Source organism: Micromonospora sp. CNB394 (assembly GCF_000374985.1).
In the GTDB taxonomy this organism is placed as follows: domain Bacteria; phylum Actinomycetota; class Actinomycetes; order Mycobacteriales; family Micromonosporaceae; genus Micromonospora; species Micromonospora marina.
On sequence record NZ_KB895832.1, the window covers coordinates 159953 to 185773 of the forward strand.

The 25821-nt window shown below is 73.0% G+C and carries 28 protein-coding genes, 1 tRNA gene and 1 pseudogene; 23 read left to right on the top strand and 7 right to left on the bottom strand.

All coding sequences use genetic code 11. The features are described from left to right. Positions 1–245 precede the first annotated feature (245 nt). On the top strand, positions 246–1865 hold the full coding sequence (locus C569_RS0112755) for a DUF885 domain-containing protein (RefSeq protein WP_018786170.1): 1620 nt from the start codon (positions 246–248) through the stop codon (positions 1863–1865). A 280-nt stretch (positions 1866–2145) separates the two neighbouring features. On the opposite strand, the gene C569_RS0112765 is transcribed toward C569_RS0112755, so the two are convergent. After that, a complete protein-coding gene (locus tag C569_RS0112765; RefSeq protein ID WP_026268076.1) occupies positions 2146–2838 on the bottom strand; it encodes a hypothetical protein in 693 nt (230 codons plus the stop codon). Positions 2839–3051: 213 nt separating this feature from the next. On the opposite strand from C569_RS0112765, the gene eno reads away from it, so the two are divergent. The 10 genes from eno (at position 3052) to C569_RS0112815 (ending at position 9489) form a co-directional block, all read left to right on the top strand. After that, positions 3052–4335, top strand: a complete 1284-nt coding sequence (eno, locus tag C569_RS0112770; RefSeq protein ID WP_018786172.1) for a phosphopyruvate hydratase — start codon at positions 3052–3054, stop codon at positions 4333–4335. 28 nt (positions 4336–4363) lie between these two features. After that, complete coding sequence (locus tag C569_RS0112775) at positions 4364–4999, top strand: septum formation initiator family protein (protein ID WP_036345723.1); 636 nt, start codon at positions 4364–4366, stop codon at positions 4997–4999. Positions 5000–5022: 23 nt separating this feature from the next. Continuing rightward, positions 5023–5580: a DUF501 domain-containing protein gene (locus tag C569_RS0112780; RefSeq protein ID WP_018786174.1), complete on the top strand. Its 558-nt coding sequence runs from the start codon at positions 5023–5025 to the stop codon at positions 5578–5580. A 1-nt stretch (position 5581) separates the two neighbouring features. Next, the gene (locus tag C569_RS0112785; protein WP_018786175.1) at positions 5582–6091 is read left to right on the top strand and encodes an amino-acid N-acetyltransferase; all 510 of its coding nucleotides are present in this window, start codon (positions 5582–5584) and stop codon (positions 6089–6091) included. A gap of 42 nt (positions 6092–6133) precedes the next feature. Continuing rightward, a complete protein-coding gene (locus tag C569_RS0112790; protein WP_018786176.1) occupies positions 6134–7075 on the top strand; it encodes a Ppx/GppA phosphatase family protein in 942 nt (313 codons plus the stop codon). A 35-nt stretch (positions 7076–7110) separates the two neighbouring features. Continuing rightward, positions 7111–7314, top strand: a complete 204-nt coding sequence (locus C569_RS0112795) for an Arc family DNA-binding protein (RefSeq protein ID WP_013731632.1) — start codon at positions 7111–7113, stop codon at positions 7312–7314. After that, on the top strand, positions 7311–7688 hold the full coding sequence (locus C569_RS0112800) for a type II toxin-antitoxin system death-on-curing family toxin (protein ID WP_018786177.1): 378 nt from the start codon (positions 7311–7313) through the stop codon (positions 7686–7688). The genes C569_RS0112795 and C569_RS0112800 overlap by 4 nt, the downstream gene beginning before the upstream one ends. Positions 7689–7972: 284 nt before the next feature. Beyond that, positions 7973–8161, top strand: a complete 189-nt coding sequence (locus C569_RS0112805; protein WP_231394775.1) for a hypothetical protein — start codon at positions 7973–7975, stop codon at positions 8159–8161. Between the two features lie 48 nt (positions 8162–8209). Then, positions 8210–8542: a PadR family transcriptional regulator gene (locus tag C569_RS0112810; protein WP_026268078.1), complete on the top strand. Its 333-nt coding sequence runs from the start codon at positions 8210–8212 to the stop codon at positions 8540–8542. Continuing rightward, the gene (locus C569_RS0112815; RefSeq protein ID WP_018786180.1) at positions 8539–9489 is read left to right on the top strand and encodes a hypothetical protein; all 951 of its coding nucleotides are present in this window, start codon (positions 8539–8541) and stop codon (positions 9487–9489) included. Before C569_RS0112810 ends, C569_RS0112815 begins: the two co-directional genes overlap by 4 nt. Positions 9490–9570: 81 nt before the next feature. On the opposite strand, the gene C569_RS0112820 is transcribed toward C569_RS0112815, so the two are convergent. Both C569_RS0112820 and C569_RS32290 read right to left on the bottom strand, forming a co-directional pair. Further along, positions 9571–9888, bottom strand: coding sequence for a helix-turn-helix domain-containing protein (locus C569_RS0112820; protein WP_018786181.1), 318 nt, complete (start codon positions 9886–9888; stop codon positions 9571–9573). Continuing rightward, positions 9885–10248, bottom strand: a pseudogene (locus C569_RS32290) (type II toxin-antitoxin system RelE/ParE family toxin). The gene C569_RS0112820 and the pseudogene C569_RS32290 overlap by 4 nt, the downstream one beginning before the upstream one ends. Positions 10249–10425: 177 nt before the next feature. On the opposite strand from C569_RS32290, the gene C569_RS0112825 reads away from it, so the two are divergent. From C569_RS0112825 to C569_RS0112860, 8 genes are all read left to right on the top strand, one after another. Further along, a complete protein-coding gene (locus tag C569_RS0112825; protein WP_018786182.1) occupies positions 10426–11130 on the top strand; it encodes a dienelactone hydrolase family protein in 705 nt (234 codons plus the stop codon). Positions 11131–11149: 19 nt separating this feature from the next. Beyond that, complete coding sequence (locus C569_RS0112830) at positions 11150–11863, top strand: uracil-DNA glycosylase (protein ID WP_018786183.1); 714 nt, start codon at positions 11150–11152, stop codon at positions 11861–11863. A 20-nt stretch (positions 11864–11883) separates the two neighbouring features. Beyond that, positions 11884–12615, top strand: a complete 732-nt coding sequence (locus C569_RS0112835; protein WP_018786184.1) for a DUF4129 domain-containing protein — start codon at positions 11884–11886, stop codon at positions 12613–12615. After that, positions 12612–13196, top strand: a complete 585-nt coding sequence (locus C569_RS0112840) for a hypothetical protein (RefSeq protein ID WP_018786185.1) — start codon at positions 12612–12614, stop codon at positions 13194–13196. Before C569_RS0112835 ends, C569_RS0112840 begins: the two co-directional genes overlap by 4 nt. Further along, positions 13196–14194: a MoxR family ATPase gene (locus tag C569_RS0112845; protein ID WP_018786186.1), complete on the top strand. Its 999-nt coding sequence runs from the start codon at positions 13196–13198 to the stop codon at positions 14192–14194. The genes C569_RS0112840 and C569_RS0112845 overlap by 1 nt, the downstream gene beginning before the upstream one ends. Beyond that, entirely contained in the window at positions 14194–15555 is a 1362-nt protein-coding gene (locus C569_RS0112850) for a DUF58 domain-containing protein (protein ID WP_018786187.1), read from the top strand. The genes C569_RS0112845 and C569_RS0112850 overlap by 1 nt, the downstream gene beginning before the upstream one ends. Continuing rightward, positions 15552–16115 (top strand): hypothetical protein, encoded by a 564-nt coding sequence (locus tag C569_RS0112855; protein ID WP_018786188.1) that lies wholly within the window; start codon positions 15552–15554, stop codon positions 16113–16115. Before C569_RS0112850 ends, C569_RS0112855 begins: the two co-directional genes overlap by 4 nt. Before the next feature lie 103 nt (positions 16116–16218). Further along, the gene (locus C569_RS0112860) at positions 16219–17550 is read left to right on the top strand and encodes an NAD(P)/FAD-dependent oxidoreductase (protein ID WP_018786189.1); all 1332 of its coding nucleotides are present in this window, start codon (positions 16219–16221) and stop codon (positions 17548–17550) included. 78 nt (positions 17551–17628) lie between these two features. On the opposite strand, the gene C569_RS0112865 is transcribed toward C569_RS0112860, so the two are convergent. After that, entirely contained in the window at positions 17629–19458 is a 1830-nt protein-coding gene (locus tag C569_RS0112865) for a hypothetical protein (RefSeq protein WP_018786190.1), read from the bottom strand. A 90-nt stretch (positions 19459–19548) separates the two neighbouring features. Here C569_RS0112865 and C569_RS0112870 point away from each other — a divergent pair. The 4 genes from C569_RS0112870 (at position 19549) to C569_RS0112885 (ending at position 21931) form a co-directional block, all read left to right on the top strand. Next, a tRNA-Leu gene (locus C569_RS0112870) sits at positions 19549–19629 on the top strand. A gap of 111 nt (positions 19630–19740) precedes the next feature. Next, on the top strand, positions 19741–20589 hold the full coding sequence (locus tag C569_RS0112875; protein ID WP_018786191.1) for a Bax inhibitor-1/YccA family protein: 849 nt from the start codon (positions 19741–19743) through the stop codon (positions 20587–20589). Between the two features lie 125 nt (positions 20590–20714). Then, positions 20715–21473 (top strand): Bax inhibitor-1/YccA family protein, encoded by a 759-nt coding sequence (locus C569_RS0112880; RefSeq protein WP_026268081.1) that lies wholly within the window; start codon positions 20715–20717, stop codon positions 21471–21473. A 137-nt stretch (positions 21474–21610) separates the two neighbouring features. Further along, the gene (locus C569_RS0112885) at positions 21611–21931 is read left to right on the top strand and encodes a hypothetical protein (protein WP_018786193.1); all 321 of its coding nucleotides are present in this window, start codon (positions 21611–21613) and stop codon (positions 21929–21931) included. A gap of 96 nt (positions 21932–22027) precedes the next feature. On the opposite strand, the gene C569_RS0112890 is transcribed toward C569_RS0112885, so the two are convergent. Genes C569_RS0112890 through C569_RS0112900 form a run of 3 tightly spaced genes read right to left on the bottom strand, consistent with a single transcriptional unit; the run spans position 22028 to position 25685 of the window. Further along, complete coding sequence (locus tag C569_RS0112890; RefSeq protein ID WP_018786194.1) at positions 22028–23512, bottom strand: CYTH and CHAD domain-containing protein; 1485 nt, start codon at positions 23510–23512, stop codon at positions 22028–22030. A gap of 40 nt (positions 23513–23552) precedes the next feature. Beyond that, entirely contained in the window at positions 23553–24815 is a 1263-nt protein-coding gene (locus C569_RS0112895) for an acetyl-CoA C-acetyltransferase (RefSeq protein WP_018786195.1), read from the bottom strand. A gap of 57 nt (positions 24816–24872) precedes the next feature. Further along, positions 24873–25685 (bottom strand): SGNH/GDSL hydrolase family protein, encoded by an 813-nt coding sequence (locus C569_RS0112900; RefSeq protein ID WP_018786196.1) that lies wholly within the window; start codon positions 25683–25685, stop codon positions 24873–24875. Positions 25686–25821 lie beyond the last annotated feature (136 nt).

Below are 25821 nucleotides of genomic sequence, written 5' to 3' on the forward strand. Positions count from 1 at the left end.
GCGCTCGCCCGCCGTGCTGGACGGGGTGGCCCGGTCGAGACACGCGCCTCCAGGCGACTCCGAGCGGTGATCAAGGAGTTTGTGTCGGGATTGGACGCTGACGAGGACACAAACTCCTTGATCAACGCGGAGGGGGGGAAGGGGCGGCGAGGCGGGAGAGTGGGCGGGAGGGGTGGGAAGGGGCGGGAGGGGCGGGAAGGGTCGGGAAGGGTGGGTAGGGTCGGGAGGGTCGGTAGGGTCGGGGGATGGAAGCGTTCGGGCCGCTGGCGGAGCGGATCGTGGAGGCGTTGCTGGAGAGCCGGCCCGGGCTGGCGACCTCCGCCGGGGACCACCGCTACGACGACCGGCTGCCCGATCTCTCCGCCGGTGCCCTCGCCGCCGATCAGGCGATGCTCAAGGACGCGGCCGACGCGCTCGCGGAGATCGACCCGGACGCGCTCGACGTGGCGGAGAGCGTCGACCACGCGCTGCTCACCAGCCTCGTCGACCGGGGCCTGTTCGAGGCCACCGAGATCCGCGGCCACGAGTGGGATCCGCTGCGCCACAATCCGGGTCCGCTGCTGCACGCTCTGCTGGCCCGCCCCTTCGCCCCGGCCGAGGAGCGCCTGACCAGCCTGGCCGGGCGTCTGTCGGCCGTACCCGATGCGCTGTCGACGGCGCGCGCGACGCTGCGGGACATGCCGCGGGTCCACGCGGAGACGGCGGTCGGGCAGTTCACCGGCACGGCGGCGCTGATCCGCGACGAGGTGCCCGGCCTGCTGGCCGAGGCGCCGGCGCTGCGCGACCGGGTCGGCCCGGCGGCCACCGACGCGATCACCGCGCTGGAGGAGTTCGTCGCCTGGCTGCGGCAGGGCCTGGCCGCCGATGCCGGCCCGGGGCGTGACCCGCGGCTGGGCCGGCGGCGGTGGGAGGCGCGGCTGTGGCACACGCTCGACACCGAGCTGAGCGCCGCCGAGGTGCAGCGCCGCGCCTGGGCCAACCTCGACCGGGTCACCGAGGAGATCCGCGCGGCGTCGGTCGAGCTGGTCGGTGGTCCGGCCGACGACGAGACGGTACGCCGGGCGCTGGACCTGCTCGCCGCCGAGCACCCGGACGACGCCACGATCGTCGACCTCGCCTCGATCACGCTGGACGAGGCAAGTGACTTCGTCCGCCACCACGACCTGGTCGGCATGGTCGGCGATCCGTGCGTGATCCAGGAGATGCCGGAGTTCGCGCGGGGCGTGGCGGTGGCCTACTGCGACTCGCCGGGCCCGCTGGAGACGGCCGACGTGCCGACGTTCTACTGCATCTCGCCCACCCCGGCGGACTGGCCGGCGCAGCGGGTCGAGTCGTTCTACCGCGAGTACAACGACCACATGATCCGCAACCTGACCGTGCACGAGGCGATGCCCGGCCATTTCCTCCAGCTCGCCCACGCCCGCAGGTACGACGGCCCGACCCGGGTGCGCGCGCTCACCGAGTCGGGTGTGTTCGTCGAGGGGTGGGCGGTCTACGCGGAGGAGCTGATGGCCGGGCTCGGCTTCGGCGGGCTGCCGGTGCGGTTGCAGCAGCTCAAGATGCAGCTCCGGATGACCATCAACGCGCTGCTGGACCAGCTCGTGCACTGCGACGACCTGCCCGAGTCCGAGGCGATGGCGTTGATGACCGGACGCGGGTTCCAGGAGGAGGGCGAGGCGGCCGGCAAGTGGCGGCGGGCGCTGCTCACCTCGACGCAGCTGTCCACGTACTTCGTCGGCTACAGCGAGATGGCCGGCATCGCCGCCGCCCGGCCGGACGGCGTGCCGGTGCGCGACTGGCACGACGCCATGCTGGCGCACGACTGCCCGCCGCCGCGTCACCTGCGGACGCTGCTGGGGGTGTGAGGCTCACCGGCCGGCGGCGACCCCGGCCCGTCGTCAGCGCCCGGCGGCGACCGCGTCGATCAGCCAGCGCGACAGCGAGTACGCGGTCAGTACCGCGACGGACAGCGGCACGAACACGGTGAGTCCGGCCGCGGAGCCCGTCCGTGATCGGCGGCGGGCCGGAGGCCGGCGCCCGGCCGGCGGGCGTCGGCGGATCGAGCGTCGGCGCCGGCTGAATCGCCGGCGGCCGACGCCCCGGCGCCGGACGCGCGAGCGCCGGACGCGGCACCGCCGGGCGGGGTCACGACGTGGCGGGGCGGCGGTCCACCACACCGGCGCCGGCCGGCACGGCGAACGCGCCGGCCTCGACGCTCTCGGTGTAGCGGCTCAGCGTCACCTCGGCGGGCTTGCCGTCGAGCGTGCCGGCGAAGCTGCCCAGCACACCCTCGTTCGTCACGCAGGCGGCGAAGCGCTCCCCGTCGTGGGTGACGTCGACGCAGGTGGCGTGGCGTCCGGCGAGCGTGGTGTCGCTCTGCTCGATGACCGCCTCCGGCGCCAGCGCCGCGTCGGTGAGCAGCCGGATCACCGCGGGCGGCGTGACCAGGCCCTGCTTGCGCGCCTCGTCGTAGACGATCACCGACGGCTTCCCGGCGGTGAGCACGGGGGGCGAGACGGTGCAGGAGGTGCGGGCGGCGGTGCTGGCGCACCGGGTCACCGACTCCTGGGTCACCGTGATCTTGCCGCCGGGCCAGGTGTACGTGGACCGCAGCGGCTTCTTGGTCTGCGCGATCGAGGCGGTCCGGCCCCCGTCGAGCTGGTAGTCGGCGGCCCAGGTCTGCTCCAGCGCCCGGTCCATCCGCGCGGCGAGGTCGTTGACCAGGTCGGACCGGCCGAGCGCGACGTTGGCGTCGTCCAGGGCCTGACAGCCGGTGACCGAGAGCGACGCGATGACCGAGGCGGCGAGCACGCGGAGAGTCGTCGAGGCGGCAGGCATGATGCCCAGCCTTGTCGATCGACGCAACGTCTCGCAAACCGGTTGCCGGTTGACGCCCGGTAATCCGGGAATGTCCGTCTCAGTAGGCGCCTCGGGGGCCGCCCCGAGCGGGGTGCGGGAGGGCGGGGACCGATACGCTGCGTTCAACACCTGCCTCAGCCGCACCGTCGCGGCCCATACCGGACCGGAACCACACAAACGAGGAGCGACTCAGTGGCAACCATCGAGGGAATCGTCGCCCGGGAGATCCTGGACTCGCGGGGCAACCCGACGGTCGAGGTCGAGGTCGGGCTCGACGACGGCACGATCGCCCGCGCCGCGGTGCCGTCCGGCGCCTCCACCGGCGCCTTCGAGGCGGTCGAGCTGCGCGACGGTGACAAGGATCGCTACCTGGGCAAGGGTGTCGAGAAGGCGGTCGCGAACATCGAGGACCGGATCGTCGACCAGCTCATCGGCTACGAGGCCAGCGAGCAGCGGCTGATCGACCAGAAGATGATCGACATCGACGGCTCGGACAACAAGGGCGAGCTGGGCGCGAACGCCATCCTCGGCGTCTCCCTGGCCGTGGCCAAGGCCGCCGCCGGCAGCGCCGAGCTGAGCCTGTTCCGCTACCTGGGCGGCCCGAACGCGCACCTGCTCCCGGTGCCGATGATGAACATCCTCAACGGTGGCGCGCACGCCGACTCGAACGTCGACATCCAGGAGTTCATGATCGCGCCGATCGGCGCGCCGACGTTCCGGGACGCGCTGCGCTCCGGCGCCGAGGTCTACCACGCGCTGAAGTCGGTGCTGAAGAAGAAGGACCTGTCGACCGGCCTGGGCGACGAGGGCGGCTTCGCCCCGAACCTGCCCACGAACGCCGCCGCGCTGGACCTGATCGCCGAGGCCGTGGAGAAGGCCGGCTACCGGCTCGGCACCGACATCGTCTTCGCGCTCGACGTGGCCGCCACCGAGTTCTTCGACAACGGCACCTACACGTTCGAGGGCAGCGCCAAGAGCGCCGAGGAGATGAGCAACTACTACACCAAGCTCGCCGGCGACTACCCGATCGTGTCGATCGAGGACCCACTGGCCGAGGACGACTGGAGCGGCTGGGCCACCCTCACCGCCGCGCTCGGCGACCGCGTCCAGATCGTCGGCGACGACCTGTTCGTGACCAACCCGCAGCGCATCGCCCGGGGCATCGTTGAGCGGGCCGCCAACGCGGTGCTGGTCAAGGTCAACCAGATCGGCTCGCTCACCGAGACGCTCGACGCCGTCGACCTGGCCCACCGGGCCGGCTTCAAGTGCATGATGAGCCACCGCTCCGGCGAAACTGAGGACACCACCATCGCCGACCTGGCCGTCGCCACCGGCTGCGGGCAGATCAAGACCGGCGCGCCGGCCCGCTCGGACCGGGTGGCCAAGTACAACCAGCTCCTGCGGATCGAGGAGGAACTGGCCGACGCGGCGCGGTACGCCGGTGCGGGCGCCTTCCCGCGCTACCGTTCGGCCTGAGCGAGCGCTCCGGGGGAGGGGTGTGACGATGCAGCAGCGCCGCACACCGGGTGGCCAGCGGCCCGCCCGTCGGCCGGGTCAGCCCGGCCGGACGGGCGGTCCCCGGGTCCGGTCCACGGCCCGCGACAACGGCGTCCGCGCGGAGGCGCGCGCCGCCGGCCGGTCACCCGGCGCGTCCCGTGCCGCCGACGGTGTACGCCCCGCGAGCCGCCCCGCCGCGGCCCGGCGTACCGCCGCCGGTGGCCCGGTGAAGCGGCTCACCGCACCCCAACCCCGGCGCTTCACCGGGCGCGCCACTGTGCTGTTCGCGGTGCTGATCGCGCTCGCCCTGGCGTACACCTATCCGGTCCGCGTCTACCTGGACCAGCAGGCCGACATCGAGCGGATGGAGGCCGCGCAGGCCGCCCAGCGGGCCGAGATCGACCGGCTCACCGCCGAGGCGGCCAAGTGGCAGGATCCGGAGTACGTCAAGACGCAGGCCCGGGAGCGGTTCTTCATGGGCAAGCCGGGCGAGACGCTGCTCGTGGTGCTCTCCGACCCGGAGGGCGCCGCGAAGGACGCCGGCAAGGACGCGGGGCCGGGGGCGCCGAAGCCGCCCGAGCCCTGGTACGACACCCTGTGGGGAAGCGTGCGGGCGGCCAACGCCGAGCGCCCCGACAAGTGAGCTTAGATCCGAGAGGCACTTCCTTGAGCGTCGTACCACCGCAGGAGCCGGCGGCGGACTCCGTACCCCCGCCGGAACGCCAGCCGGCCACCGAGGCCGACCTGGCCGCGGTGGCCGCGCAGCTCGGACGCCCGCCTCGCGGCACCCGCGCGGTGGCCCACAGGTGTCCCTGCGGCCTGCCCGACGTGGTGGAGACGACGCCCCGGCTGGCCGACGGCACGCCGTTCCCGACGCTGTTCTACCTGACCTGCCCGCGTGCCACGGCGGCGTGCAGCCGGCTGGAGTCGGCCGGGCTGATGAAGGAGATGGCCGAACGGCTGGCCGAGGACCCGGAGCTGGCCGCGCGGTACCGGGCGGCGCACGAGGACTACCTGGCCCGCCGGGAGGTGATCGGCGAGGTACCGGAGATCGCCGGCATCTCGGCCGGCGGCATGCCGGGGCGGGTGAAGTGCCTGCACGTGCACCTCGGGCACGCGCTCGCGGCCGGGCCGGGGGTCAACCCGTTCGGTGACGAGACGCTGGCGCTGGTGGAGAAGTGGTGGGTGGCCGGCCCTTGCGTGGCCGTGCCACCGGCCCGGTGAGATGAGCGCCGACGAGATCACTGTGCGCCGGGCCCGCACCACCGACGTACGCGGGATCCGGCGGCTGGTGGACACCTACACCGACGACCGGCGGCTGCTCAGCAAGGCGACGGTGACGCTGTACGAGGACGTGCAGGAGTTCCGGGTCGCGGTGACGCCGGACGGCGCGGTGGTCGGGTGCGGCGCGCTGCACGTCATGTGGGAGGACCTGGCCGAGATCCGGACGGTCGCGGTCGACCCGTCCTGCCGGGGTCACCGGATCGGGCACCGGATCGTCGGTGAGCTGATCGGCGTGGCGCGGGAGCTGGGCGTCGCCCGGATCTTCGTGCTCACGTTCGAGACCGGGTTCTTCGGCTCGTTCGGCTTCCGCGAGATCGACGGCGCGCCCGTTCCGCAGCCCGTCTACGAGCAGCTCCTGCGCTCGTACGACGAGGGCGTCGCCGAGTTCCTGAACCTGGAACGGGTCAAGCCCAACACCCTCGGCAACACCCGGATGCTGCTGCGTCTCTGAGCTTGGGCGGGCTGCCGTAGGGTGGGCGCCGTGAGCGCGCGTGTGGCAGCCATCGACTGCGGGACCAACTCGATCCGACTGCTGATCGCCGACCTGCCGGAGGCTTCGGCCGGCGAGACGGCACCACTGGTGGACGTCTCGCGGCGGATGGAGATCGTCCGGCTGGGGCAGGGCGTCGACCGGACCGGCAGGCTCGCCCCGGAGGCCATCGAGCGGACCCGCGTCGCGCTCGCCGACTACGCGGCCGAGATCGAGAAGTCCGGCGCCGAGCGGGTACGCATGTGCGCCACCTCTGCCTCCCGCGACGCCTCCAACGCCGCCGACTTCCGTGCCATGGTCGAGCGCACGCTCGGCGTGCCGCCCGAGGTCGTGACCGGCGACGAGGAGGCGCGGCTGTCGTTCACCGGCGCGGTGCGCGGCCTGCCCGCCGACGCCGAGCCGCCCTACCTGGTGGTCGACATCGGCGGCGGCTCCACCGAGTTCGTCGTCGGCACCCGCGCCGACGGTGTGCGCGGCGCGATCTCGGTGGACATCGGCTGCGTCCGGATGACCGAACGGCACCTGCACGGCGACCCGCCGACCGCGGCGCAGGTCGCCGCCGCCGAGGCCGACATCGCCGCCGCCGTCGACCGCGCGCTCGCCGACGTGCCCGGCCGGGAGGCCGCCACGCTGGTCGGGCTCGCCGGTTCGGTCACCACGGTGGTCGCCCTGGCGCAGGGGCTCCAGGAGTACGATCCCAGCCGCATCCACCACGCCCGGGTCTCGTACGAGCAGGTGGCCGCGGTGACCGCGGATCTGCTCGGCAGGAGCAGCGAGCAGCGGCTGGCGTACCCGGTGATGCATCCGGGGCGGGCGGACGTGATCGGCGCGGGCGCGCTGGTGCTGCGAGTGATCATGGAACGGGCCGGGATGCCGTCGGTGGTCGCCTCCGAGCACGACATCCTCGACGGCATCGCCTGGAGCCTGGCGGCGGCCTCGAGATAGGGGGTCTCCCTGCGTGTGGCCGGTATGATTTCCATATGGTCACCACAGTCAATCTTCCTGACGGACTGCACGAGCGGCTCAAGCAGCTTGCCGAGCAGGAGCACCGATCGATGAACGCCACCATCGTCGTGGCCGTCGAGGAGTACGTCTCGGCGCGCAATCATCGTGCCCGCGTGCGGGATCTTGCGCGGGAAGTTGCCGAGCGTGACGCCGAGTTGCTGCGACGGTTGGCGGAGTGATCAACTACCTCGAGGTCGACGACCTCGTGGAGATCGCCTCGATCGTGCTGGGTGAGACGCCGCAGGTCCGTGATTTCGGTCTGCTCTCTTCGGCGGTGGTCCGCCCGGCCACCGTGGCGTTCGGCCGGGAGGCTTACCCCGATCTCTGGACCAAGGCCGCCGCGCTGCTGCACTCGGTCTGCATGAACCATGCGCTGATCGATGGGAACAAGCGTCTCGCCTGGGCGGCGGCGCGTGTGTTTCTGGCCCTCAACGAGGTGCCGATCCAGGACGTCGATGTCGATCAGGCCGAGGCTCTCGTGATGTCGGTGGCCAGCGGCACCCTGACCGAGGTCTCGGACATCGCCCGCGAACTCCGCAAGCTCTATGTCTGAGCCATCAAGTCTCGCCTAGCCCTCGTCCGCGTTTCCGTGGCGGTGATCAAGGAGTTTGTGTCTGGGCGGGGCGCCGGTGAGAACACGAACTCCTTGGTCAACGGGACGGGCGGGGTTGGTCCGCCGCCAGGTCGGGGCGGTGTTCCCCTGATCCACTTCTCGACGTCGGACTTCCGTCAGATCTGGCCCATCCGGAGCACGGCGCGATCGGGGGATGGCCGTGAGGTCGCAGTCGCCGTGTGGTGCGGCCGCACGTGCCGATGCGGCCTCTGTGGTTGTGCCGGGTGTGCGCGGCCCCCTGGCCGTGCCGGGCGGCCCGCCTGTTGCTGCTGCTGGACTACCGGCGCGACCGCGTCGCCCTGTCGATCCACATGGCCGGCTGCCTGTTCGACGCCACCGCCGACCTGTTGGCCGCCAACCCGAACCCGGCCGACCTGTTCGACCGTTTCATCGGGTGGACCGCCCGCCTTTAGGTGTTGTGTCGTTGATGGTAGTGCGCAATGCGCACTAGTGTGCTGAGCGTGGATACCACGCAGCTCCTCAAGGGCGTGCTCGACCTGGCGGTGCTCGCCGTGCTCAAGGACGAGGACGGATACGGCTACGACATCCTGCGGCGGCTACGCGAGGCCGGCCTCGCTGAGGTCGGCGACGCCTCGGTCTACGGCACGCTGCGCCGGCTGTTCGCGGCCGGTCTGCTCACCACGTACGTGGTGCCCAGCGAATCCGGGCCGCACCGCAAGTACTACTCGCTGAACGCCGCCGGGCGTGACCAGCTCACCCGCTCCGGCAAGACGTGGCGCTCGTTCGCCACCACCATGGACGCACTGCTCGACGATCGGGGGATGGCGGCATGACCGTCACTGGGCAGGAGATCACGGACTACGTCGACCGGGTACGCGCGGCGCTCGCCGACCTGCCGCCGAGAGTCCGCGACGAGCTGACCGAGGAGCTGCCGGAACACCTCGCCGAGGTGGCCGCCGAGGGCGAGGGCACGCTCGTGGACCGGCTGGGCACCCCCGAGGCGTACGCGGCCGAGCTGCGTGCCGCCGCCGGTGCCGGGGAGGGGCGGCGACCGGCGCGCTTCCATCGCCTGGCCGAGGCGTGGGAGCAGGCGGCCGTTCAGGTGCGACTGCTGGACCGCCAGCTCGGCCCGGTGCTCGGGCACGTGACGGTGAGCGACTTCCTGCGTCCGCTGCGTCCGGCCTGGTGGCTGCTCCGCGGCTGGCTGGCCGCCCTGCTGATCAGCGTGCTGGTGGACGGTGACCGGCCGGGCCTGCTGCCACGGCCGAACAACAACGCGTCGGCCGGCCTGCTGCTGCTCATCGGCGCGGTGGCCGTTTCGCTGTGGTGGGGTCGCCGTTCGGCCGGGATCACGGGGTGGCAGCGACAACTGCATCAGATCGTCACCGCCGCGCTGCTGTTGTTCTCGTTCGCCGTGCTGGCCCAGGTGGACGAACGCGCCGGCTCCGACGTCTACAGCGGCTACGAGCAGACGTCCGTGGATAGGCGGTACGACCGGATCGAGGACGTCTTCGTCTACGACCAGCAGGGGCGGCTGATCCGCGACGCGCGGCTGTTCGAGCAGAACGGCGTGCCGATCCGGCTCGGCTGGCCGAGCTGCATGGACGGTTCGGGTGTGGTGCCGGAGATGCGCAACACCTACCCGTACTGCCCGGAGCGGGCCCCGTTCGGCCCGCCGGCCCCGCCGTCGACCGCCCCGCCCGTATCCACGCCCACGGACAGCCCCACCCCGACCGCGCCCACCATCAGCGCTTCCCCGGCACCCACGTCGACCCCCTGACGCACTCGAACCCGGCGAGATCTTGGAAGGAAAGGGCCCTCATGGGGGCCGGATTCCTCCAAGATCTCGCGGGATCCGCTGTCAGGCGATGGCGGCGATGTCACCGTCGTCGAAGTAGATCGCCTGGTGGAGCCGGCCGCCCAGCGCTGCGGCGAATCGGGCCACCACCTCCTGGCCGGAGATCTTTCCCTGCTCGATCTGGGAGACCCGTCCCTTGGTGACGCCCATCCGGTCGGCGACCTGTTGCTGGGTCAAGCCGCGCGCTCGCCGTACCTCCGCGAGGCGGTGGCCGATAAACTCGGCGAGGAGTTCCTGCTTACCCGCATCGACTGCCTCTTCCCCGCCGGCCCGGGCGACGTGGTCGGCGCGGATGTCCTGCCACCGGGAGTAGTCGCTCATGCCTTCCCTTCCTCTCGTGCCCGGTCCTTGAGGTAGAGCTCGTAGCGGTGCTCGGCGACGGGAATGGCCTCCTGATACCACGTCTTCCACCGACCGGACTTGTCGCCGGCGACAAGGAGGATGCTCGAGCGCCACGGGTCGAACGCGAAAAAGGATACGCACGGTGCCCGGCCGGAGCTCCTTCAAGTTCGCCATCGACGAACCGTGAATGGTGTCGACAAGGGGCCGTCCGGGTCCTGGTCCGTGCTCGGCCAGGAGGTCGATTGCCTGCACCACCCGCGTATGGGTGGACGCGTCGAGAGTGTCGAGCCACTGCCGCGCCTCGTCGACCAGGTAGACGTCCCAGTCTCCAGCCACCACGCGGATAGTTTAGCAATCGCTATACCCGGCATGTGTGCCCGTCCGGCGCTTCGACAGGAGGTGAATGCCACTGTTGTTCCGTCTTCCCCGGGCCGCTCACCGCGTGGCACGCTACCGGCACGTAACAGCCAACTGTGCGACCAGCCAACGTTGACTGACCGCAAGGAGGACGGGCCCATGGGCGAGATGGTGAGCTTCACCGGCAACGGAGGGACGAGCGAGGGGTATCTCGCGATACCCACCGGCGGTGCGGCCAGCCCGGCGGTCATCGTCATCCAGGACTGGTGGGGACTGGTGCCCCACGTCCGGGCCGTGGTGGACCGCTTCGCCGAGGCCGGTTTCGTCGCCCTCGCGCCCGACTTCCGGCACGGCGGCCCGGCCGTGAAGCCGACCGAGCCGCGGCTGATGCTGAACAGCTCCCAGATGGACGAGGCGGCCAGCGACATCGCCGCCGCCGCCGAATACCTGGCCGGGCGGTCCGAGGTCGCCGGCAAGGTGGGCTGCGCCGGGTTCAGCGCGGGCGCCAGCCTGGCCCTGTGGTCCGCCACGTTCTCCGAGCGCATCGTGGCCACCGCCGGGTTCTATCCGCGCCTGCCCTGGGAGGGCATGGCCGTCGGGTCGGCGGACGAAGGCGGCTGGGCCGGCTACGCCGGGAAGGCGGCGCTCATCCACTGCTCCGAGGCGGACGGCCTCTCCGCCGCCGACGGGGTGCAGAGCGTACGCCGGTCCATCGAGTCCGCCGGCGGCACCTGCCAGACGTTCGACTACCCGGGCACCGCGCACGCGTTCTTCAACGAGGACCGGCCCGAGCACTTCGACCAGCGGGCCGCCGCCACCTCCTGGGCCCGCACGCTGGAACTGTTCCGGGCGAAACTTGGCTGAGTCGCGTACCCCGCAGGACGTGGTCGCCCGCGCCGACCGGGCGGCCGACCTGGCCGACCTCGACGGCGCGGTCAGCGACTGCTTCGCCTGCCCGCGCCTGGTGGCCTGGCGGGAGGAGGTGGCCCGGGTCAGGCGGGCCGCGTTCCGCGACCAGGACTACTGGGGGCGGCCGGTGCCCGGCCTCGGCCCGCCGGACGCACGCATCGCCATCCTCGGCCTGGCACCCGCGGCGCACGGCGGCAACCGCACCGGCCGGATCTTCACCGGGGACCGGTCCGGTGACGTGCTGTTCGCCGCGCTGCACCGCGCCGGGCTGGCCAACCAGCCGACGAGCGTGGCCGCCGACGACGGCCTGACGTTGCGGGACACCCGGATCTTCGCCGCCGTGCGGTGCGCGCCGCCGGACAACAAACCCACCCCGGCCGAGCGGGACACCTGCGCGCCGTGGCTGCACCGCGAGGTCGAACTGATCCGGCCCACACTGCGCGTCGTGGTCGCGCTGGGCGCGTTCGCGTGGGCCGCGTGGTGGCCGGTGCTACGGCAGGTCTACGGGCGGCGACCGCCCACACCGCGACCGGTGTTCGGTCATGGGGCACACTGGTCCGGCGAGTCGGTGCCGGCGTTGCTGGGCTGCTATCACGTCAGCCAGCAGAACACGTTCACCGGCCGGCTCACACCGGCGATGCTGGACGACGTGTTCACCCGGGCGAAGGACCTGGCCGGGGTGGACTGAAGAACACCTGAGGCGGTGGGATGGATTTCGGCGTACTGCGCAGGTGGTGGCCGGTCGCCGCGGTGACGGTGCTGCTCGCGCTCGCCGCGTTCGCCGCCGGTCACTCCGCCATCGGGGCCAGCCGGATCCCGCCCGTCGCAGACACCATCCCGTACGTTCCGGACTACCCGTCGCCCGAGGCGGTGCCGTCGATCCCCGTCGAACCCCGCGACGCCGGTGAGCCCACCTCGGGCGGTGTGCCGGGCTGGCTGGCGACCGCCGCCCTGGTGTTGTCGTCAGCGGCGGTGCTGGTCGCTGTCGGGTACGTCCTGTGGAACGTGCTCCGGGGCGCGCTGCGTCGCACCACCCGCGCGGTGCCGGTGCGACGCACCAGGCGTACCGCGGAGGGGACCGCCCGTGAGGTGGTGGCCGCGCTCGACGCCGGGCTCGTCGAACTGGACGACCGCTCCACCGACCCGCGGACCGCCGTGATCGCCTGCTGGGTGCGCCTGGAGGAGGCCGCCGAGGACGCGGGCGTGCCCCGGCGCACCGGCGACACCCCGACCGACCTGGTCGGTCGGCTGCTGCGCGGCGATCCGGCGGCCGGCATCCCGGCGATCGCCAGCGCCGACGTGCTCGACGGTTTCGCGCGCGTCTACCGGGAGGCCCGGTATGCCACGCACCCGGTCGACGAGCACACCCGGGACCAGGCCCGCGCCGCGTTGCGGCGGCTGCGCGGCGAGCTGACCAGCCTGGCGGGTGAGGCGTCGTGAGCACCAGCATCGACGAGCTGCTCTCGTTCGGCGAGGAGCCCGCCGGACAGGACGTCCGGCCCTCGGGCGGCGGCCGGGCGCGCCTGCTGCTGCGGACCGTCGCGGCCACCGCCGCCGTCGTCGTGGTGGTCGTGGTCGGGCTGCGCGCGGTCGGCCTGAAGGTGCCGATCTGGATCGTCGTGGCCGGGGTGCTCGCCGTGCTCGCCGTACGCCGGGTCACCACCGCGCTGTCACCCCCGCCGCCGTCCCGCACGGGTGCCCGGGTACCCGCCGGTGAGGAGCCCGGCACCTGGAACTGGTCCGCGCGGGACGCGCTGCGTACCGCGATCAACGGCTGGGAGCGTCCGCTGGACTGGTGCGCCGGCAACCAGGAGCGGTTCACCGAGCGCGTCCTGCCCCGCCTCGGCGAGCTGGCCGACGAACGGCTGCGCCAGCGCCACGGGGTCACCCGTGAGTCCGACCCGGCCCGCGCCCGGGCGGTGCTCGGCGAGCCACTGTGGACGTTCCTCGCCATCCCCGTCCGCCGCCCTCCGTCGCCGCGCGACCTCGCGGCGATCGTCGCCGAACTGGAGAAGATCTGATGAACGACGTGGACCGGAGCATGCCTCCCGCCGAGGTGGGCCGGCTCGCCCGGACCGTCCTGGACGCGGTCGGCACCGTCGTGGTCGGCAAGCGGGACGCGCTGGAGCTGGTGCTGGCCGGCATCCTCGCCGGTGGTCACGTGCTGCTGGAGGATCTGCCCGGCCTGGGCAAGACGCTCACCGCGCGTTCCTTCGCGCAGGCGCTCGGGCTGGACTTCCGGCGGCTCCAGTTCACCCCGGACCTGCTGCCCGCCGACGTGACCGGCTCGTTCCTCTACGACCAGAGCAGCGGCGACTTCGCGTTCCGGGCCGGCCCGGTGTTCACCAACCTGCTGCTCGCCGACGAGATCAACCGGACGCCGCCGAAGACCCAGTCGGCGCTGCTGGAGGCGATGCAGGAGAAGCAGGTCTCGGTCGAGGGCGTGACCTATCGGCTGGACGAGCCGTTCCACGTGCTGGCCACCGCCAACCCCATCGAGTACGAGGGCACGTACCCGCTGCCGGAGGCGCAACTCGACCGGTTCCTGCTGCGGGTGTCGTTCGGCTACCCGAGCCACGACGAGGAGTGGGACGTGCTGCGCCGCCGGATCGCCCGCCGCCGCGAGGAGGCGGAGATCAAGCCGGTGGTGGACGCCGCCACGCTGCGCGCCATGCAGGCCGCGCTGGAGGACGTGGTGGTCGAGGACTCGGTCGGCCGGTACATCGTGGCGCTCACCGCGGCGACCCGCGAGCACCCCTCGGTGCTCGTCGGCGCGTCCCCGCGCGGCTCGCTGGCGCTGCTGCTGCTGTCCCGGGTGCGGGCGGTGCTCGCCAACCGCGACTACGTGGTGCCGGAGGACGTCAAGGCGGTGGCGGCGCCCGCGCTCGCGCACCGGATCACGCTGCGGCCGGAGATGTGGCTGCGCCGCGTCGACCCGTCGTTCGTGGTCGGCGAGGTGCTGGACTCCACGCCCGCGCCGGCCAGCGGCGCGCTGCCCAGCTACGCCGCCGGCCGCTGATGGACCGGGCCGACGCGGCGAGCGGCTGGGCGCCCACCTGGGCGCTCGGCCGGGCCGTGCTGCTCACCGGCGTGCTGCTCGTCGCGGCGGTGCTGCTCGGCCGCATCGACCTGGTGGTGCTCGCCACGCCGTTCGCGCTCGGCACCGCGTACGCGTTGCGCCGCCGTCCCGCCGCGCTGCCCGAGCTGGAATTCGGTGTCGGGGACACCCACCTGGTCGAGGGCGCGCCGCTGGCCGCCACCGTCGCGGTGGCCAACCCCGACCTGGTCGGGTACGACCTGGCGGTGGTCCGGACCCGGATGTCGCGCTGGCTGCGGGTGGAGCAGGTCGGCTTCGGCGGCGCCGGGGTGGACGTGAGCCGCTCCGGGGGCGCGGACCGCCCGTTCGTCACCTCGGTACCCCGGGGCAGCGCCGTCGACCTGGAACTGACCGGCACCGCCCTGCGGTGGGGACGGCACCCGATCGGCCCGGCCGGGGTGCGGGTCGCCGCCGCCGACGGTCTGCTGGTGTCCCGCGCGATGGTCACCGACCCGATCCGGGCCCGGGTCTATCCGCGTACCGAACCGTTCGACGCGGTCGAGGCGATGCCCCGGGCCGCCGGGCTGGTCGGCGCACACCGCTCGCGGCGGCCGGGCGAGGGCGGCGAACTCGCCGGGGTGCGCGTGTTCGCGCCCGGCGACCGGCTGCGCCGGATCGACTGGCGGGTGTCGCTGCGGGCCCGGCAACTGCACGTCGCGGCGACGCTGTCGGACCGGGACGCCGAGGTGGTGGTGCTGCTGGACGTGCTGGCCGAGGCGGGCCGCTCCGGTGGCGTGAACGGGACGGCGTCGGTGCTGGACACCACGGTCCGGGCGGCCGCCGCGATCGCCGAGCACTACCTGCACCGCGGCGACCGGGTGTCGATGCTTGAGTACGGCCCGGCCGCGCGCCGCCTGCGTCCGGCCACCGGGCGGCGGCAGTACCTGACCGTCCTGGAGTGGCTGCTCGACGTGCAGGCCGAGTCGTCCCCGCACGAGCCGTACGACCAGGTCTTCGGCCCGCAGGTGCTCTCCTCGGACGCGCTCGTGGTGGTGCTCACCCCGCTGCTCGACGAGCGGTCCGCGCAGATGCTGGCCCGGCTGGCCCGCGGTGGGCGGTTCGTGGTGGCGGTGGACACGTTGCCGGCCGAGCTGCCGGTGCCGAAGGAGCGGGGCTGGGCCGAGGTCGCGTACCGGCTGTGGCGGCTGGACCGGGACACGATGATCGGCCAGCTCCGCGAGCACGGGGTGCCGGTGGTGCGCTGGGCCGGCGCCGGCAGCCTGGACGAGGTGCTGCGCGACGTGGCCCGGCTGGCGACCGCCCCGAAGGCAGGCTTCAAATGACGGATGCCCTGGTGGAGCGGGTACGGGCGCTGCGGTTCGCCGCCGCCCGGGTCAGCCCGCTGCCGCTGCTGGTACGCGGCGGCATCTTGCTCACCGTGCTCGCGGGCTTCCTGCTCGCGTACCCGGTGCAGGCTTTCACCGCGCGTTCGCTGCTGGCCCTGACGGTGGCCGCGGTGCTGCCGGCGGTCGGGCCGCGCCGGATCTGGCCGACGTTCACCGCGCTGGTGACCGTCGGCGGCTGGCTGCTGGCCACGTTCGGCTTCGACCGGCCGCCGGCGCTGTGGCGGCTGCTCGCCGTGGCGACGCTGCTCTACCTGGCGCACTCGCTCTGCGCGCTGGCCGCGCTACTGCCGTACGACGGGCTGATCGACCCGGACGTGGTGTTGCGGTGGCTGGGCCGCGCGGGTGGCGTGGTGCTCGCCAGTGCCGTGCTCGGCGTGGTGCTGGCGTGGCTCGGGGGAGTGGGCGGGACCGACGGCTCACAGGCGGCGACAGTGGTGGGGCTGCTGGTGGCGGTGGGGCTGAGCGCGCTGCTGGGCTGGCTGCTCCGGCGCAGATGACGCAGCGCTCCGGGGACGTTGCGCAGGTCACACCGGTTGTGCTCCGTCACAGATGGGGGTCTCGGGCGGGATTACCCGAAGCACCCGGGGAAAGATAGATGACGTGAACCCGAAGCGGATCCTTGTCGTGGGTGCCGGTCACGTCGGCCTGTACGCCGCTCTGCGCCTGTCCAAGAAGCTGAGCAGGCGTGAGGCCGAGGTCATCGTCGTCGACCCGCAGCCGCACATGACGTACCAGCCGTTCCTCCCGGAGGCATCGGCGGGCAACATCTCCCCTCGGCACGCCGTGGTGCCGCTGCGGCGGGAGTTGCGTAAGTGCACCGTGGTGGCGGGCACCGTCACCCGGATCGACCACGACCGCATGACCGCCGTGGTGCAGCCGATCAGCGGCCCGGCCCGGGAGATCCGGTACGACCACGTGGTCGTCGCGCCCGGCTCGGTCTCCCGCACCCTGCCGATCCCCGGCCTGCACGAGAACGGCATCGGGTTCAAGACCATCGGCGAGGCCATCTTCCTGCGCAACCACGTGTTGGACCGGCTCGACGTGGCGGCCTCCACCACCGACCCGGCGGTCCGCAGCCGCGCGCTGACGTTCGTCTTCGTGGGCGGCGGCTACGCCGGCATCGAGGCGCTCGCCGAGATGGAGGACATGGCCCGGGACGCGCTGCGCTACTACCCGGAGCTGAAGCCGGAGGACATGCGCTGGGTGCTCGTCGAGGCGACCCAGCGGGTGCTGCCCGAGGTCGACCGGGACATGGGTGCCTACACGGTGCAGCAGCTGATGAAGCGGGACATGGACATCCGCCTGGACACCCGGCTGGAGTCCTGCGTCGACGGTGTGGTGACGCTCTCCGACGGCGACAGCTTCCCGTCCGACACGATCGTCTGGACGGCGGGTGTGAAGCCGTCGCCGATGCTCGACGCGACGGACTTCCCGCGTGACGAGCGCCGCCGGGTCACCTGCCGGCCGACGCTGCAGATCGTGGACGGCGACCGGGTGGTCGAGGGCGCGTGGAGCGCCGGTGACTGCGCCGCCGTACCGGACCTGACCAAGGAGCCTGGTAACTTCTGCTCCCCGAGCGCGCAGCACGCGGTGCGGCAGGCGGCGCGGATGGCCGACAACATCGCGAACGTGATCCGCGGGCGCGAGCCGGTCGACTACAAGCACAAGCACGCCGGCAGCGTGGCGAGCCTCGGCCTGTACAAGGGCGTGGCGCAGGTCTACGGCATCAAGATGACCGGCTGGCCGGCCTGGTTCATGCACCGGACGTACCACATGTCGCGGATCCCCTCGTTCAACCGCAAGGTGCGCGTGGTGGTCGACTGGACGTTGGCGTTCGTCCTCAAGCGTGAGGTGGTCGCGCTGGGCCAGCTGCACGACCCGCGCGAGGAGTTCGCCGAGGCGTCCGCCCCGCCGGTCGCCGCGCGCGTCTGACGCCCTTCGCGACAGGGCCCCTTCCCGTACGGGAAGGGGCCCTTCGCCGTGTCCGGGGCCCGGAACCGCCGCCCGGCCTCAGAACCGCCAGGTCCACGCGTCGGCGAGCCGCACCCCCGGCCGCCCGTAGAGCTGCTCCAGGGTGCGGCGCAGCAGCTCCGCGTGCGGTGTGTCGTCGGTCACCACCACGCACGAGGCGTGCCAGAACTCGACGTCCCGGGCGGCCTGGCGGCGTTGCCGGTCACCGACCGCCGGTGCCACGCCGCGGCGGGCCACGTCGGCGAGCAGCGCCGAGGTGGGTCGCTGCCAGGTGCCCATGGTGGCCGAGCCGTCCGGGCCGTACGGGCCGATGAAGAAGCCCTCCGGCATGGCGAAGGCGACACCGGTGGCGGTGGCCCAGCGCATCGGCCAGGGGTCCTGCGGCGTGGCGGCGGGCACCGGCACCAGCACCCCGCCGGGGCGTACGCACTGCCGCCAGTGCCCGCCGGTGACGAACTCGGGCAGCGGCGGCCGGTCCATCGTGGGCAGCGGGGTGGGAAAGACGCTGAGCAGCGCCGCGCCGGCCGCGACCGGGACGACCCGGCGGGCCCGGCCGGATTCGCCGAGCGCCCGGTGCACGGCGAGGGTGAGCACGGTGCCGGCGAGCGGCAGCACCGCCAGCGCGAAACGCGTCGGCAGTGCGCCGTCCACCACCGGCAGCCCTGCCAGCAGCGCGTACGGGCCGGGGATCCCGGTCCGCTCCCCGCCGGCCACGACCTCCGGCCCCAGCGCGAGCGCGGCCATCGCCAGCGCGCCGGCCACGAGCGCCACCACCGGGGCGCGCCGGCCCAGCCAGACCGCGCAGCCGACGGCGACCAGCAGCAGCGGCCAACCCAGGAACGTGGTGAACTCGGCCGGGCCGGTGGTGAGCCGTACCGCCTCCGGGTCGCCGAACACCGTCAGCGCGGACAGACGGGTCCAGCCGACCAGGTCGGCGGAGAAGTAGGCGGGCGGGAAGATCCCGTCCGCGACGCCCCGCGGGCCGGCGAACTGCACCCACAGCGGGTACGCCAGCACCGGCAGCGCCAGCCCGGCGGCGGCGAGCAGCCCTCCGGCGAACCCGGCACCGGCCCGGCGCAGCAGGTCCCGGTCGGCCAGCCCGTACGCGACAGCGGTCACCGCCAGGGTGAGTGCGGCGAGGAACAGCACCTCCTCGCCGACGAAGACCTGCGCGGCGACGACTGCGGCGAGCCCGGCCGCCGAGGACGCCATCCGGCGGCGGTCCGGGCCGTCCGGGCGACCGGCCGGGTCGGCGGCGCGCAGCAGCCGGACCACGAGCCAGACCAGCACCGGGACCAGCCACTGCGCGGTCATGTGCAGGTGCCCGTTGCTCTGCGAGACCATCCCCGGCCCGAAGCCGCAGAGTGCCGCGCCCAGCCCGGCGGCGAGCGGGCGGGCCCGCAGGACGCGGGTGAACAGCAGGTACCAGGCCAGCGCGGTGCCGGCCAGGTTGAGCGCGACCAGCAGCGCGAACGTGACCGGCGCGCCGAACGCCAGCGTGACCGGGGCGAGCAGCACGCCGAGCGCGACGACCGAGGTGTTCGCCATCAGGTTGACCCCGTCCGGCGCGTTCAGGCGGTCGCTGACCAGGCTCAGCTCACCGCGCAGGGCACGGGCGTCCAGCGCCAGGAACCACTCGTACAGCGTCTGGTCGGCCGGGTTCAGCGAGAGCACCCGTGTGCCCGGCGCCGGCCAGAGGCCGTGGGTGAGCCACCCGGCGAGCGCGACGAAGGCCAACCCCACGAGCAGGTCCGCGCGGTGCCGCCGGACGGCGGCCGTCACCCGCCGCGTGACCGCCGCCGGGCGGGCCGCCCCTGCGCGATCGGACCCGGGGGCCGTGCGGGCGGCGCTGGTCACGGCCTCGACCATAACGGCCCCACCTGTCGGGGTACGCCGCGTCGCGGCCGAGCCGCTACGGTGAGATCTGCACCCGCGCGTGTCGACGCGCCGGTGTCACCCGCCCGGGTGGTGGAACGGCAGACACGGCCGCCTTAAAAGCGGCTGCCGCAAGGCGTGCGGGTTCGACCCCCGCCCCGGGCACGTGAACTCTCAGGTTTCCCACAGCTAGCCGTAGCGCGCGCGATTGCGCCCACGTCTACCCTGGAGTAGCACGTCTTTCGTGCGATCGACCCCCTGAGGGAGGCCTGAGAAGTGAAGACCTCGAACCCGGTGCTCGCCCGGCTCGGCCAGGCGGCAGAGCGTGAGCGGGCGGCCGGGTACGCCCAGCCCGGGCCGTACGGTCAGCCCGGATACCCCCAGCAGCAGCAGTTCCCCCAGCAGCCCTACGCCCAGCCCTACCCGGGCGGCTACGGCCAGCCGGTGGCCCCGCCCACCGTGACCCCGATGACCCTCGACGACGTGGTCGTCAAGACGGTCCTCATGCTCGCCATCCTCGGCGCCTCCGCCGCGGCGGCCTGGGTGCTCGTACCGGATGCGCTCGCCGGCCCGGCCTGGATCGGTGCCGCTGTGGTCGGCCTCGTGCTCGGCCTGATCATCTCGTTCTCGCGGATGGCCAACCCGGCGCTCGTCGTGGCGTACTCGATCGTCGAGGGCGTCTTCGTCGGCATGGTCAGCAAGGCGTTCGAGTCGCTCTACGACGGCATCGTGCTCCAGGCGGTCGTGGCCACGTTCGGCGTCTTCTTCCTGATGGCGATGATCTACAAGGCCCGGATCATCCGGGCCACGCCGAAGTTCGCCCGGATCATGGTGGCGGTCATCGCCGGTCTGTTCGGCGTGATGCTGGTCAACCTGGTGCTGGCGCTGTTCGGCGTGAACACCGGCCTGCGCGACGGCAGCCCGCTCGCGATCGGCTTCAGCCTGGTCTGCATCGTGGTGGCGTCGCTGAGCTTCGTGCTCAACTTCGCCGACATCGAGGAGGGGGTCCGGATGGGCCTCCCGCAGCGCTACTCCTGGACCGCCGCCTTCGGCATCGTGGTCGGCCTGGTCTGGCTCTACATCGAGATCCTGCGGCTGCTCAGCTACTTCCAGGGCGACGACTGACATCACGCCCTCCCCGACGACGCCCGCCTGCCGCATCCGCGGCGGCGGGCGTCGCCGTTTTCCCGTCCCCGCCGCGCCGCCCGGGGCAGAGTGGGATCCGGGTACGTGGGCGGGAGGTGGTCACGGTGCGCAGTGCCAACCCGGTGCTGGACCGGCTGGACGACGTCGGCCGCGCCGAGCGGCAGGTGCTCGGGGTCGGGCCCGCCGACGCGATGACTGTGGCCGACGTGGTCAGCCGGACCGTGGGACTGCTGCTGGTCACCGGCGTCACGGCGGCGGTGTCCTGGGTGGTGGTGCCGCAGGCCGCGTGGATCTCCGCCGCGCTCGCCGGAAGCGCTCTGGCCAGCCTGGCCCTGGTGCTCGTCATCTCGCTGAAGCAGATCACCAGCCCGCCGGTGATCGTCGGCTACGCGGTGCTCCAGGGGTTGCTGCTCGGCGTGGCCAGCCGCGCCTTCGAGATGGTGTATCCGGGGATCGTGGCGCAGGCGGTGGTCGGCACGTTCGGCGTCTTCTTCGGCATGGCGGTGCTCTACCGGGCCCGGCTGGTGCGTGCGACCCCGCGCCTGGCCCGGCTGGTCATCGGCACGCTCGTCGGGATCGTCGCGATCGGCCTGGTCAACCTGTTCGTGTACCTGTTCACCGGGCGGCAGGGGGCGGTCGTCTACAGCCTGAGTGACCGGGTGGGCTGGTTGCCGTACCTGTTCTCGGTGGTGGCGATCATCGCGGGCGCGCTCAGTTTCATCCTCGACTTCGATCTGGTCGAGCGGTCGGCCGCGAACCGGCTGCCCCGACGCTACGCCTGGTACTGCGCGTTCGGTCTGCTGGTCGGGCTGATCTTCCTGTACTGGCAGATCCTCCGCCTGCTCAGCTACGTACGCCGCTGACGGCGGCTCCGGGCGCCTGTCGCGGCTGATGCCGGCTCAGCCCGCGGACGTCTGCTCGGGGCGCTTGTCGGCGTTGATGCCGGCTTCGGGCGCCTGTCGCCGCGTCGTGGCCCGGAGCCGCCGTAGACTCGGCGGCGATGAGCGCAGCGGAACTGGACCGGGCGGTGACCCTGCTGGTCCGACAGGTCGGGCACTGGCAGCAGCCGCGCTGGTCGGCCAAGGCCGACGGCGGCAACGTGTCCCGGGCCGACCTGGTGCACAAACTGGTCCAGGAGATCGCCAATCTGGCCGCCGACGCGGCCGGTGAGCCGCGCCGCGAGGTGCCCCGCCTGCCCAGCGACCTGGCCCTGCCCGACCAGCTCCGCGTGGTGGCCGCCGACCTGATGCTCGCCGCGCCCCCGGAGCAGGTCCTGGCCGAGGCCACCGCGCAGGTAGCTCGAACCCGCGCCGCCCTCTGACTCCGCCCCGCCCCTCGTCGTGTTGATCATGAGGTTGGCGGCGACAAAACGGACGCGAATCCGCGTCAACTCTATGATCAACACGAGCGGGGACGGTCAGGGCTCGAGCCAGCGGCGTACCTTGCGGCGTCTTGAGCGGTCGCGCGCCCGCAGGACCGCGGGGCGGTCGTGGCCGGCGGCCTCGGCCTGCCCCGCGTGCAGCAGGCCGTAGGTGAACGTGTTCTCGCCGTCTGCGTACGCCTGAAGGGCCTGCCGCCGCAGCACCTCCCGGGTGACCACCGAGTCCTGATGGGTACCGAGCAGATCCTGGAGCGCCTTGAACTGCTTCACCAGGCGGGCGGCCCGCTTGCCGGCGGCCGGTTCACGCACCTCCACCGCGTAGCGGGCGGCCTTGAGTTTCTTGCGTGCCTCGTGCAGCGCGGCGTCCCCGTCCGGCCCGGTGACGGCGAGCGAACAGTCCAGCCGCTCGTCGGCGCGGCGCACCGACCGGCGGATCCGGCGGTCGACCCAGCGCCGGCCGACATCGGCCGCAGGGGCGCCGGCCAGCCGGTCCAGACGGGCCAGCAGTTCGGGGTAGCGGTCGGAGTCCAGCGCGGACCGCAGCGCGGTGGTCGCCCCGGCAAGATCGGCGGCGAACCGTTCGCCGATCCGCGCCGCGACCGGACCGAGCACCAGCTCGTCCGGCAGCTCGTGCACCGCCTCGGTGAGCCGCGCGGCCATCACCTGGCTGTCCCGGACCCGGCCCAGCTCCCCGCCGAGGCGGCGCAGCTCGGCCCGCACCGCCTCGCTCTCCCGGCGGTCCCACAGACCCCGGAAGGTACGCAGCGTCGCCCGCAACCGGCGGGTCGCCACGCGCATTTCGTGGACGGCGTCCTCGTCCCCCTGGTATGCGGCCGCATGGTTGCCGACGATCGCGTCCCGCTGCGCCCTCACGTACGCGAGGACCGGTGCCGCCGGACCGTCCGGTTCCCGGTCGTCGAAGCGCTCGATCCGGCCGGCCACGGCCCGGTGCGACTTGCTGACCGCCACCTCGCGGGCACCTGCCGCGCGCAGCCGCCCACCGAGCGCGTCGAGCAACGCCTCGTCGCCCTCGACCAGCTCGATCTCGATCTCGTGCCAGGTCCGCGCGGCACCGTCCACCAGGTCCTCGGACCGGACGTCGTCCTCGGCCAGCTCGGCCAGCACCCGGCCGTCCGCGCCCAACAGCCGGTGTTCGCGGCGGCGGTTGACCACCCGGGCCGCCGGTGCGACAGGGTGGCCGCGCGACGCGCCCCGGATCAGCGCGACCAGCTCGGGCGGCGGACCGTCGTCGGACGCCCCGGCCGGGAACTGGTGCTCGACCCGGGTGCCACCGACCGCGCCCACCTTGAGATGCCAGCCCGCGTCGTGCCCGCCGGTACGCCGGCGCAGCGCGTGCCCGCTGCGCAGCAGGAGAAGGTCGCCGGTGTCCCAGTAGACGGCGTCCAGATCCGAGACGGTGGCGTCGGACATGGTCACGACGCCACCGCACCCGGTCAGGTCGGGCATCCGGAAACCCTCGTCGCCGGAGTACTTGCGCTCACGTTCCACGACGGTCGCCATGCGGTCTCCCGTACCCGGCCCGCGCTCCGGCGAACCGGTCTCAGCTCAGTCGTTCGAGCACCATCGCCATGCCCTGGCCACCGCCGACGCACATGGTCTCCAGACCGATGGTCTTGTCGTGCCACTCCAGCGCGTTGAGCAGCGTGCCGGTGATCCGGGCGCCGGTCATGCCGAACGGGTGGCCGACAGCGATCGCGCCGCCGGAGACGTTCAGCTTCTCCTCCGGGATGCCGAGCTGCCGGTACGACGGGATCACCTGGGCGGCGAACGCCTCGTTGATTTCGACCAGGTCGACGTCGTCGATGGTCATGCCGGCCCGCTTCAGCGCCTGCTTCGACGCCTCGACCGGGCCCAGACCCATGATCTCGGGGGAGAGCGCTGTGACGCCGGTCGACACGATCCGGGCCAGCGGGGTGAGACCCAGCTCGGACGCGCGATCGGCGCTCATGATCACCACGGCGGCGGCGCCGTCGTTGAGCGGGCAGCAGTTACCCGCGGTGATCCGGCCGTCCGGGCGGAACACCGGCTTCAGACCGGCCACCGCCTCCAGCGTCACCCCGGCACGCGGGCCGTCGTCGGTGCTGACCACGGTGCCGTCCGGCGTGGTGACAGGGGTGATCTCGCGGGCCCAGAAACCGTCCGCGATCGCCTTCTCGGCGAGGTTCTGGCTGCGGACGCCGAACGCGTCCATGTCCGCACGGGTCACGTCGTACACCTGGGCCAGGTTCTCCGCCGTCTGCCCCATGGCGAGGTAGATGTCGGGGAGCTGCCCGGTCTCGCGCGGGTCGGTCCACACCCCGGCACCACCCTGGGCGCGGGCCGCGGAACGCTCCCGCGCCTCGGCGAAGCGGGGATTCTCCCAGCCGCCGCCGACGAGCGCCTGCGCCTCCGGCGGCAGCGTGTCCGAATTGCCCCGGGCGTACCGGGAGACCATCTCCACACCGGCGGAGACGAACACGTCACCCTCACCGGCGCGGATCGCGTGCATCGCCATCCGGGTGGTCTGGAGCGAGGACGCGCAGTAGCGGGTCAGCGTGGCGCCGGGCAGGCCGTCGAGGCCCATCAGGGTGGCGACCACCCGGGCCATGTTGAAGCCCTGCTCGCCGCCGGGCAGACCGCACCCCAGATAGAGGTCGTCGATGGTGGCGGGATCGAGCGCCGGGACCTTGTCGAGAGCAGCCTGGACGATGGTGGCGGCGAGGTCGTCCGGGCGGACCTCGCGGAGGGAACCCTTGAACGCGCGGCCGATGGGGGACCGGGCGGTGGCGACGATGACGGCGTCGCGGGGCGACTCAATCGGCATGAACCAACGTTAACGCGCGAGTAACATGCCGGGAAGTCGCGAGGCGGGCGGGAAATGTCACCCCTTGGGCGGCTGCCGGCGGTGCCGGAACGCGACAGCAGCCGCCGCCTCGACCGCCGGGAGCAGGGCGTGCGCCCACACCCGGTAGCCGTCCGCCGACGGGTGGAAGCCGTCGCGGCACAGCGTGCCCGCATCCGCACGGAAGACCGGGCCGGTCTCGGTGCCCAGGTCGACAACGGTGCCCCCGGCGTCCAGCACGGCCGCCGTCTGGGCCCGTGCCATCCGCCGCCCGGACCAGCCGAGCACCTGACGCAGCGGCGCGGCGACCGCGCGTACCGCGCCCAGGTCGGGACACGTGCCCACGACCACCTCGACGTGCGCCTCCCGCAGCCGGCGTACCGCCGAGCCGAGATAGGCCGCCGCGTCACCGGGCCGGACCATCGCGGTGGCGTCGTTCGCCCCGATCAGCACCACCGCCACGTCCGGCGGCTCGCCGAGCAGCGCCCGGGCCACCTGGGTCGCCAGGTCGGTGGCGCGCGAGCCGGAGACACCCACGCTGGACAGCTGCACCCGGCGGCCGGCCGGCCCCTCGGCGAGCAGGTTGGCCAGCTGACCGCCGATCGTGTCCTCGAACCGGTCGACACCCACACCGAGCGCCGACGAGTCGCCCAGCAGCACCAGCCGCAGCGGAGGCGCGTCCGCACGGCCGACCGTCGCGCGCAGCACCAGACCCAGCTCGGGCTGGGCGTACTCGCGGCTACGGGCGACGATGGCCTGGCCGGCGAGGACCGCCGCGCCGCCCACCGTGCCGGCCAGCAGCGACAGGGCCGCGGCCCGGCCCCAGCGGCCCACCTCGGTCCGCTCGCTCATGCCGGCACTCCGCTTCGCTCCGTGCCGTCATGAGGCACCTTTGCGCTGAGCTGGCTGATTCGCTCGCTGCGCTCGCTCATGCCGTCACTCCGCTTCGCTCCGTGCCGTCATGAGGCACCTCTGCGCTGAGCTGGCT

Coding starts and splice junctions, on each gene's coding strand:
- C569_RS0112900 (WP_018786196.1), bottom strand. CDS start 25,685: ATGAGCGAGCGGACCGAGGTGGGCCGCTGGGGCCGGGCCGCGGCCCTG.
- C569_RS0112825 (WP_018786182.1), top strand. CDS start 10,426: ATGGGCGAGATGGTGAGCTTCACCGGCAACGGAGGGACGAGCGAGGGG.
- C569_RS0112895 (WP_018786195.1), bottom strand. CDS start 24,815: ATGCCGATTGAGTCGCCCCGCGACGCCGTCATCGTCGCCACCGCCCGG.
- C569_RS0112850 (WP_018786187.1), top strand. CDS start 14,194: ATGGACCGGGCCGACGCGGCGAGCGGCTGGGCGCCCACCTGGGCGCTC.
- C569_RS0112865 (WP_018786190.1), bottom strand. CDS start 19,458: ATGGTCGAGGCCGTGACCAGCGCCGCCCGCACGGCCCCCGGGTCCGAT.
- C569_RS0112755 (WP_018786170.1), top strand. CDS start 246: ATGGAAGCGTTCGGGCCGCTGGCGGAGCGGATCGTGGAGGCGTTGCTG.
- C569_RS0112785 (WP_018786175.1), top strand. CDS start 5,582: ATGAGCGCCGACGAGATCACTGTGCGCCGGGCCCGCACCACCGACGTA.
- C569_RS0112815 (WP_018786180.1), top strand. CDS start 8,539: ATGACCGTCACTGGGCAGGAGATCACGGACTACGTCGACCGGGTACGC.
- C569_RS0112835 (WP_018786184.1), top strand. CDS start 11,884: ATGGATTTCGGCGTACTGCGCAGGTGGTGGCCGGTCGCCGCGGTGACG.
- C569_RS0112855 (WP_018786188.1), top strand. CDS start 15,552: ATGACGGATGCCCTGGTGGAGCGGGTACGGGCGCTGCGGTTCGCCGCC.
- C569_RS0112885 (WP_018786193.1), top strand. CDS start 21,611: ATGAGCGCAGCGGAACTGGACCGGGCGGTGACCCTGCTGGTCCGACAG.
- C569_RS0112765 (WP_026268076.1), bottom strand. CDS start 2,838: ATGCCTGCCGCCTCGACGACTCTCCGCGTGCTCGCCGCCTCGGTCATC.
- C569_RS0112775 (WP_036345723.1), top strand. CDS start 4,364: ATGCAGCAGCGCCGCACACCGGGTGGCCAGCGGCCCGCCCGTCGGCCG.
- C569_RS0112795 (WP_013731632.1), top strand. CDS start 7,111: ATGGTCACCACAGTCAATCTTCCTGACGGACTGCACGAGCGGCTCAAG.
- C569_RS0112890 (WP_018786194.1), bottom strand. CDS start 23,512: ATGGCGACCGTCGTGGAACGTGAGCGCAAGTACTCCGGCGACGAGGGT.
- C569_RS0112845 (WP_018786186.1), top strand. CDS start 13,196: ATGAACGACGTGGACCGGAGCATGCCTCCCGCCGAGGTGGGCCGGCTC.
- C569_RS0112820 (WP_018786181.1), bottom strand. CDS start 9,888: ATGAGCGACTACTCCCGGTGGCAGGACATCCGCGCCGACCACGTCGCC.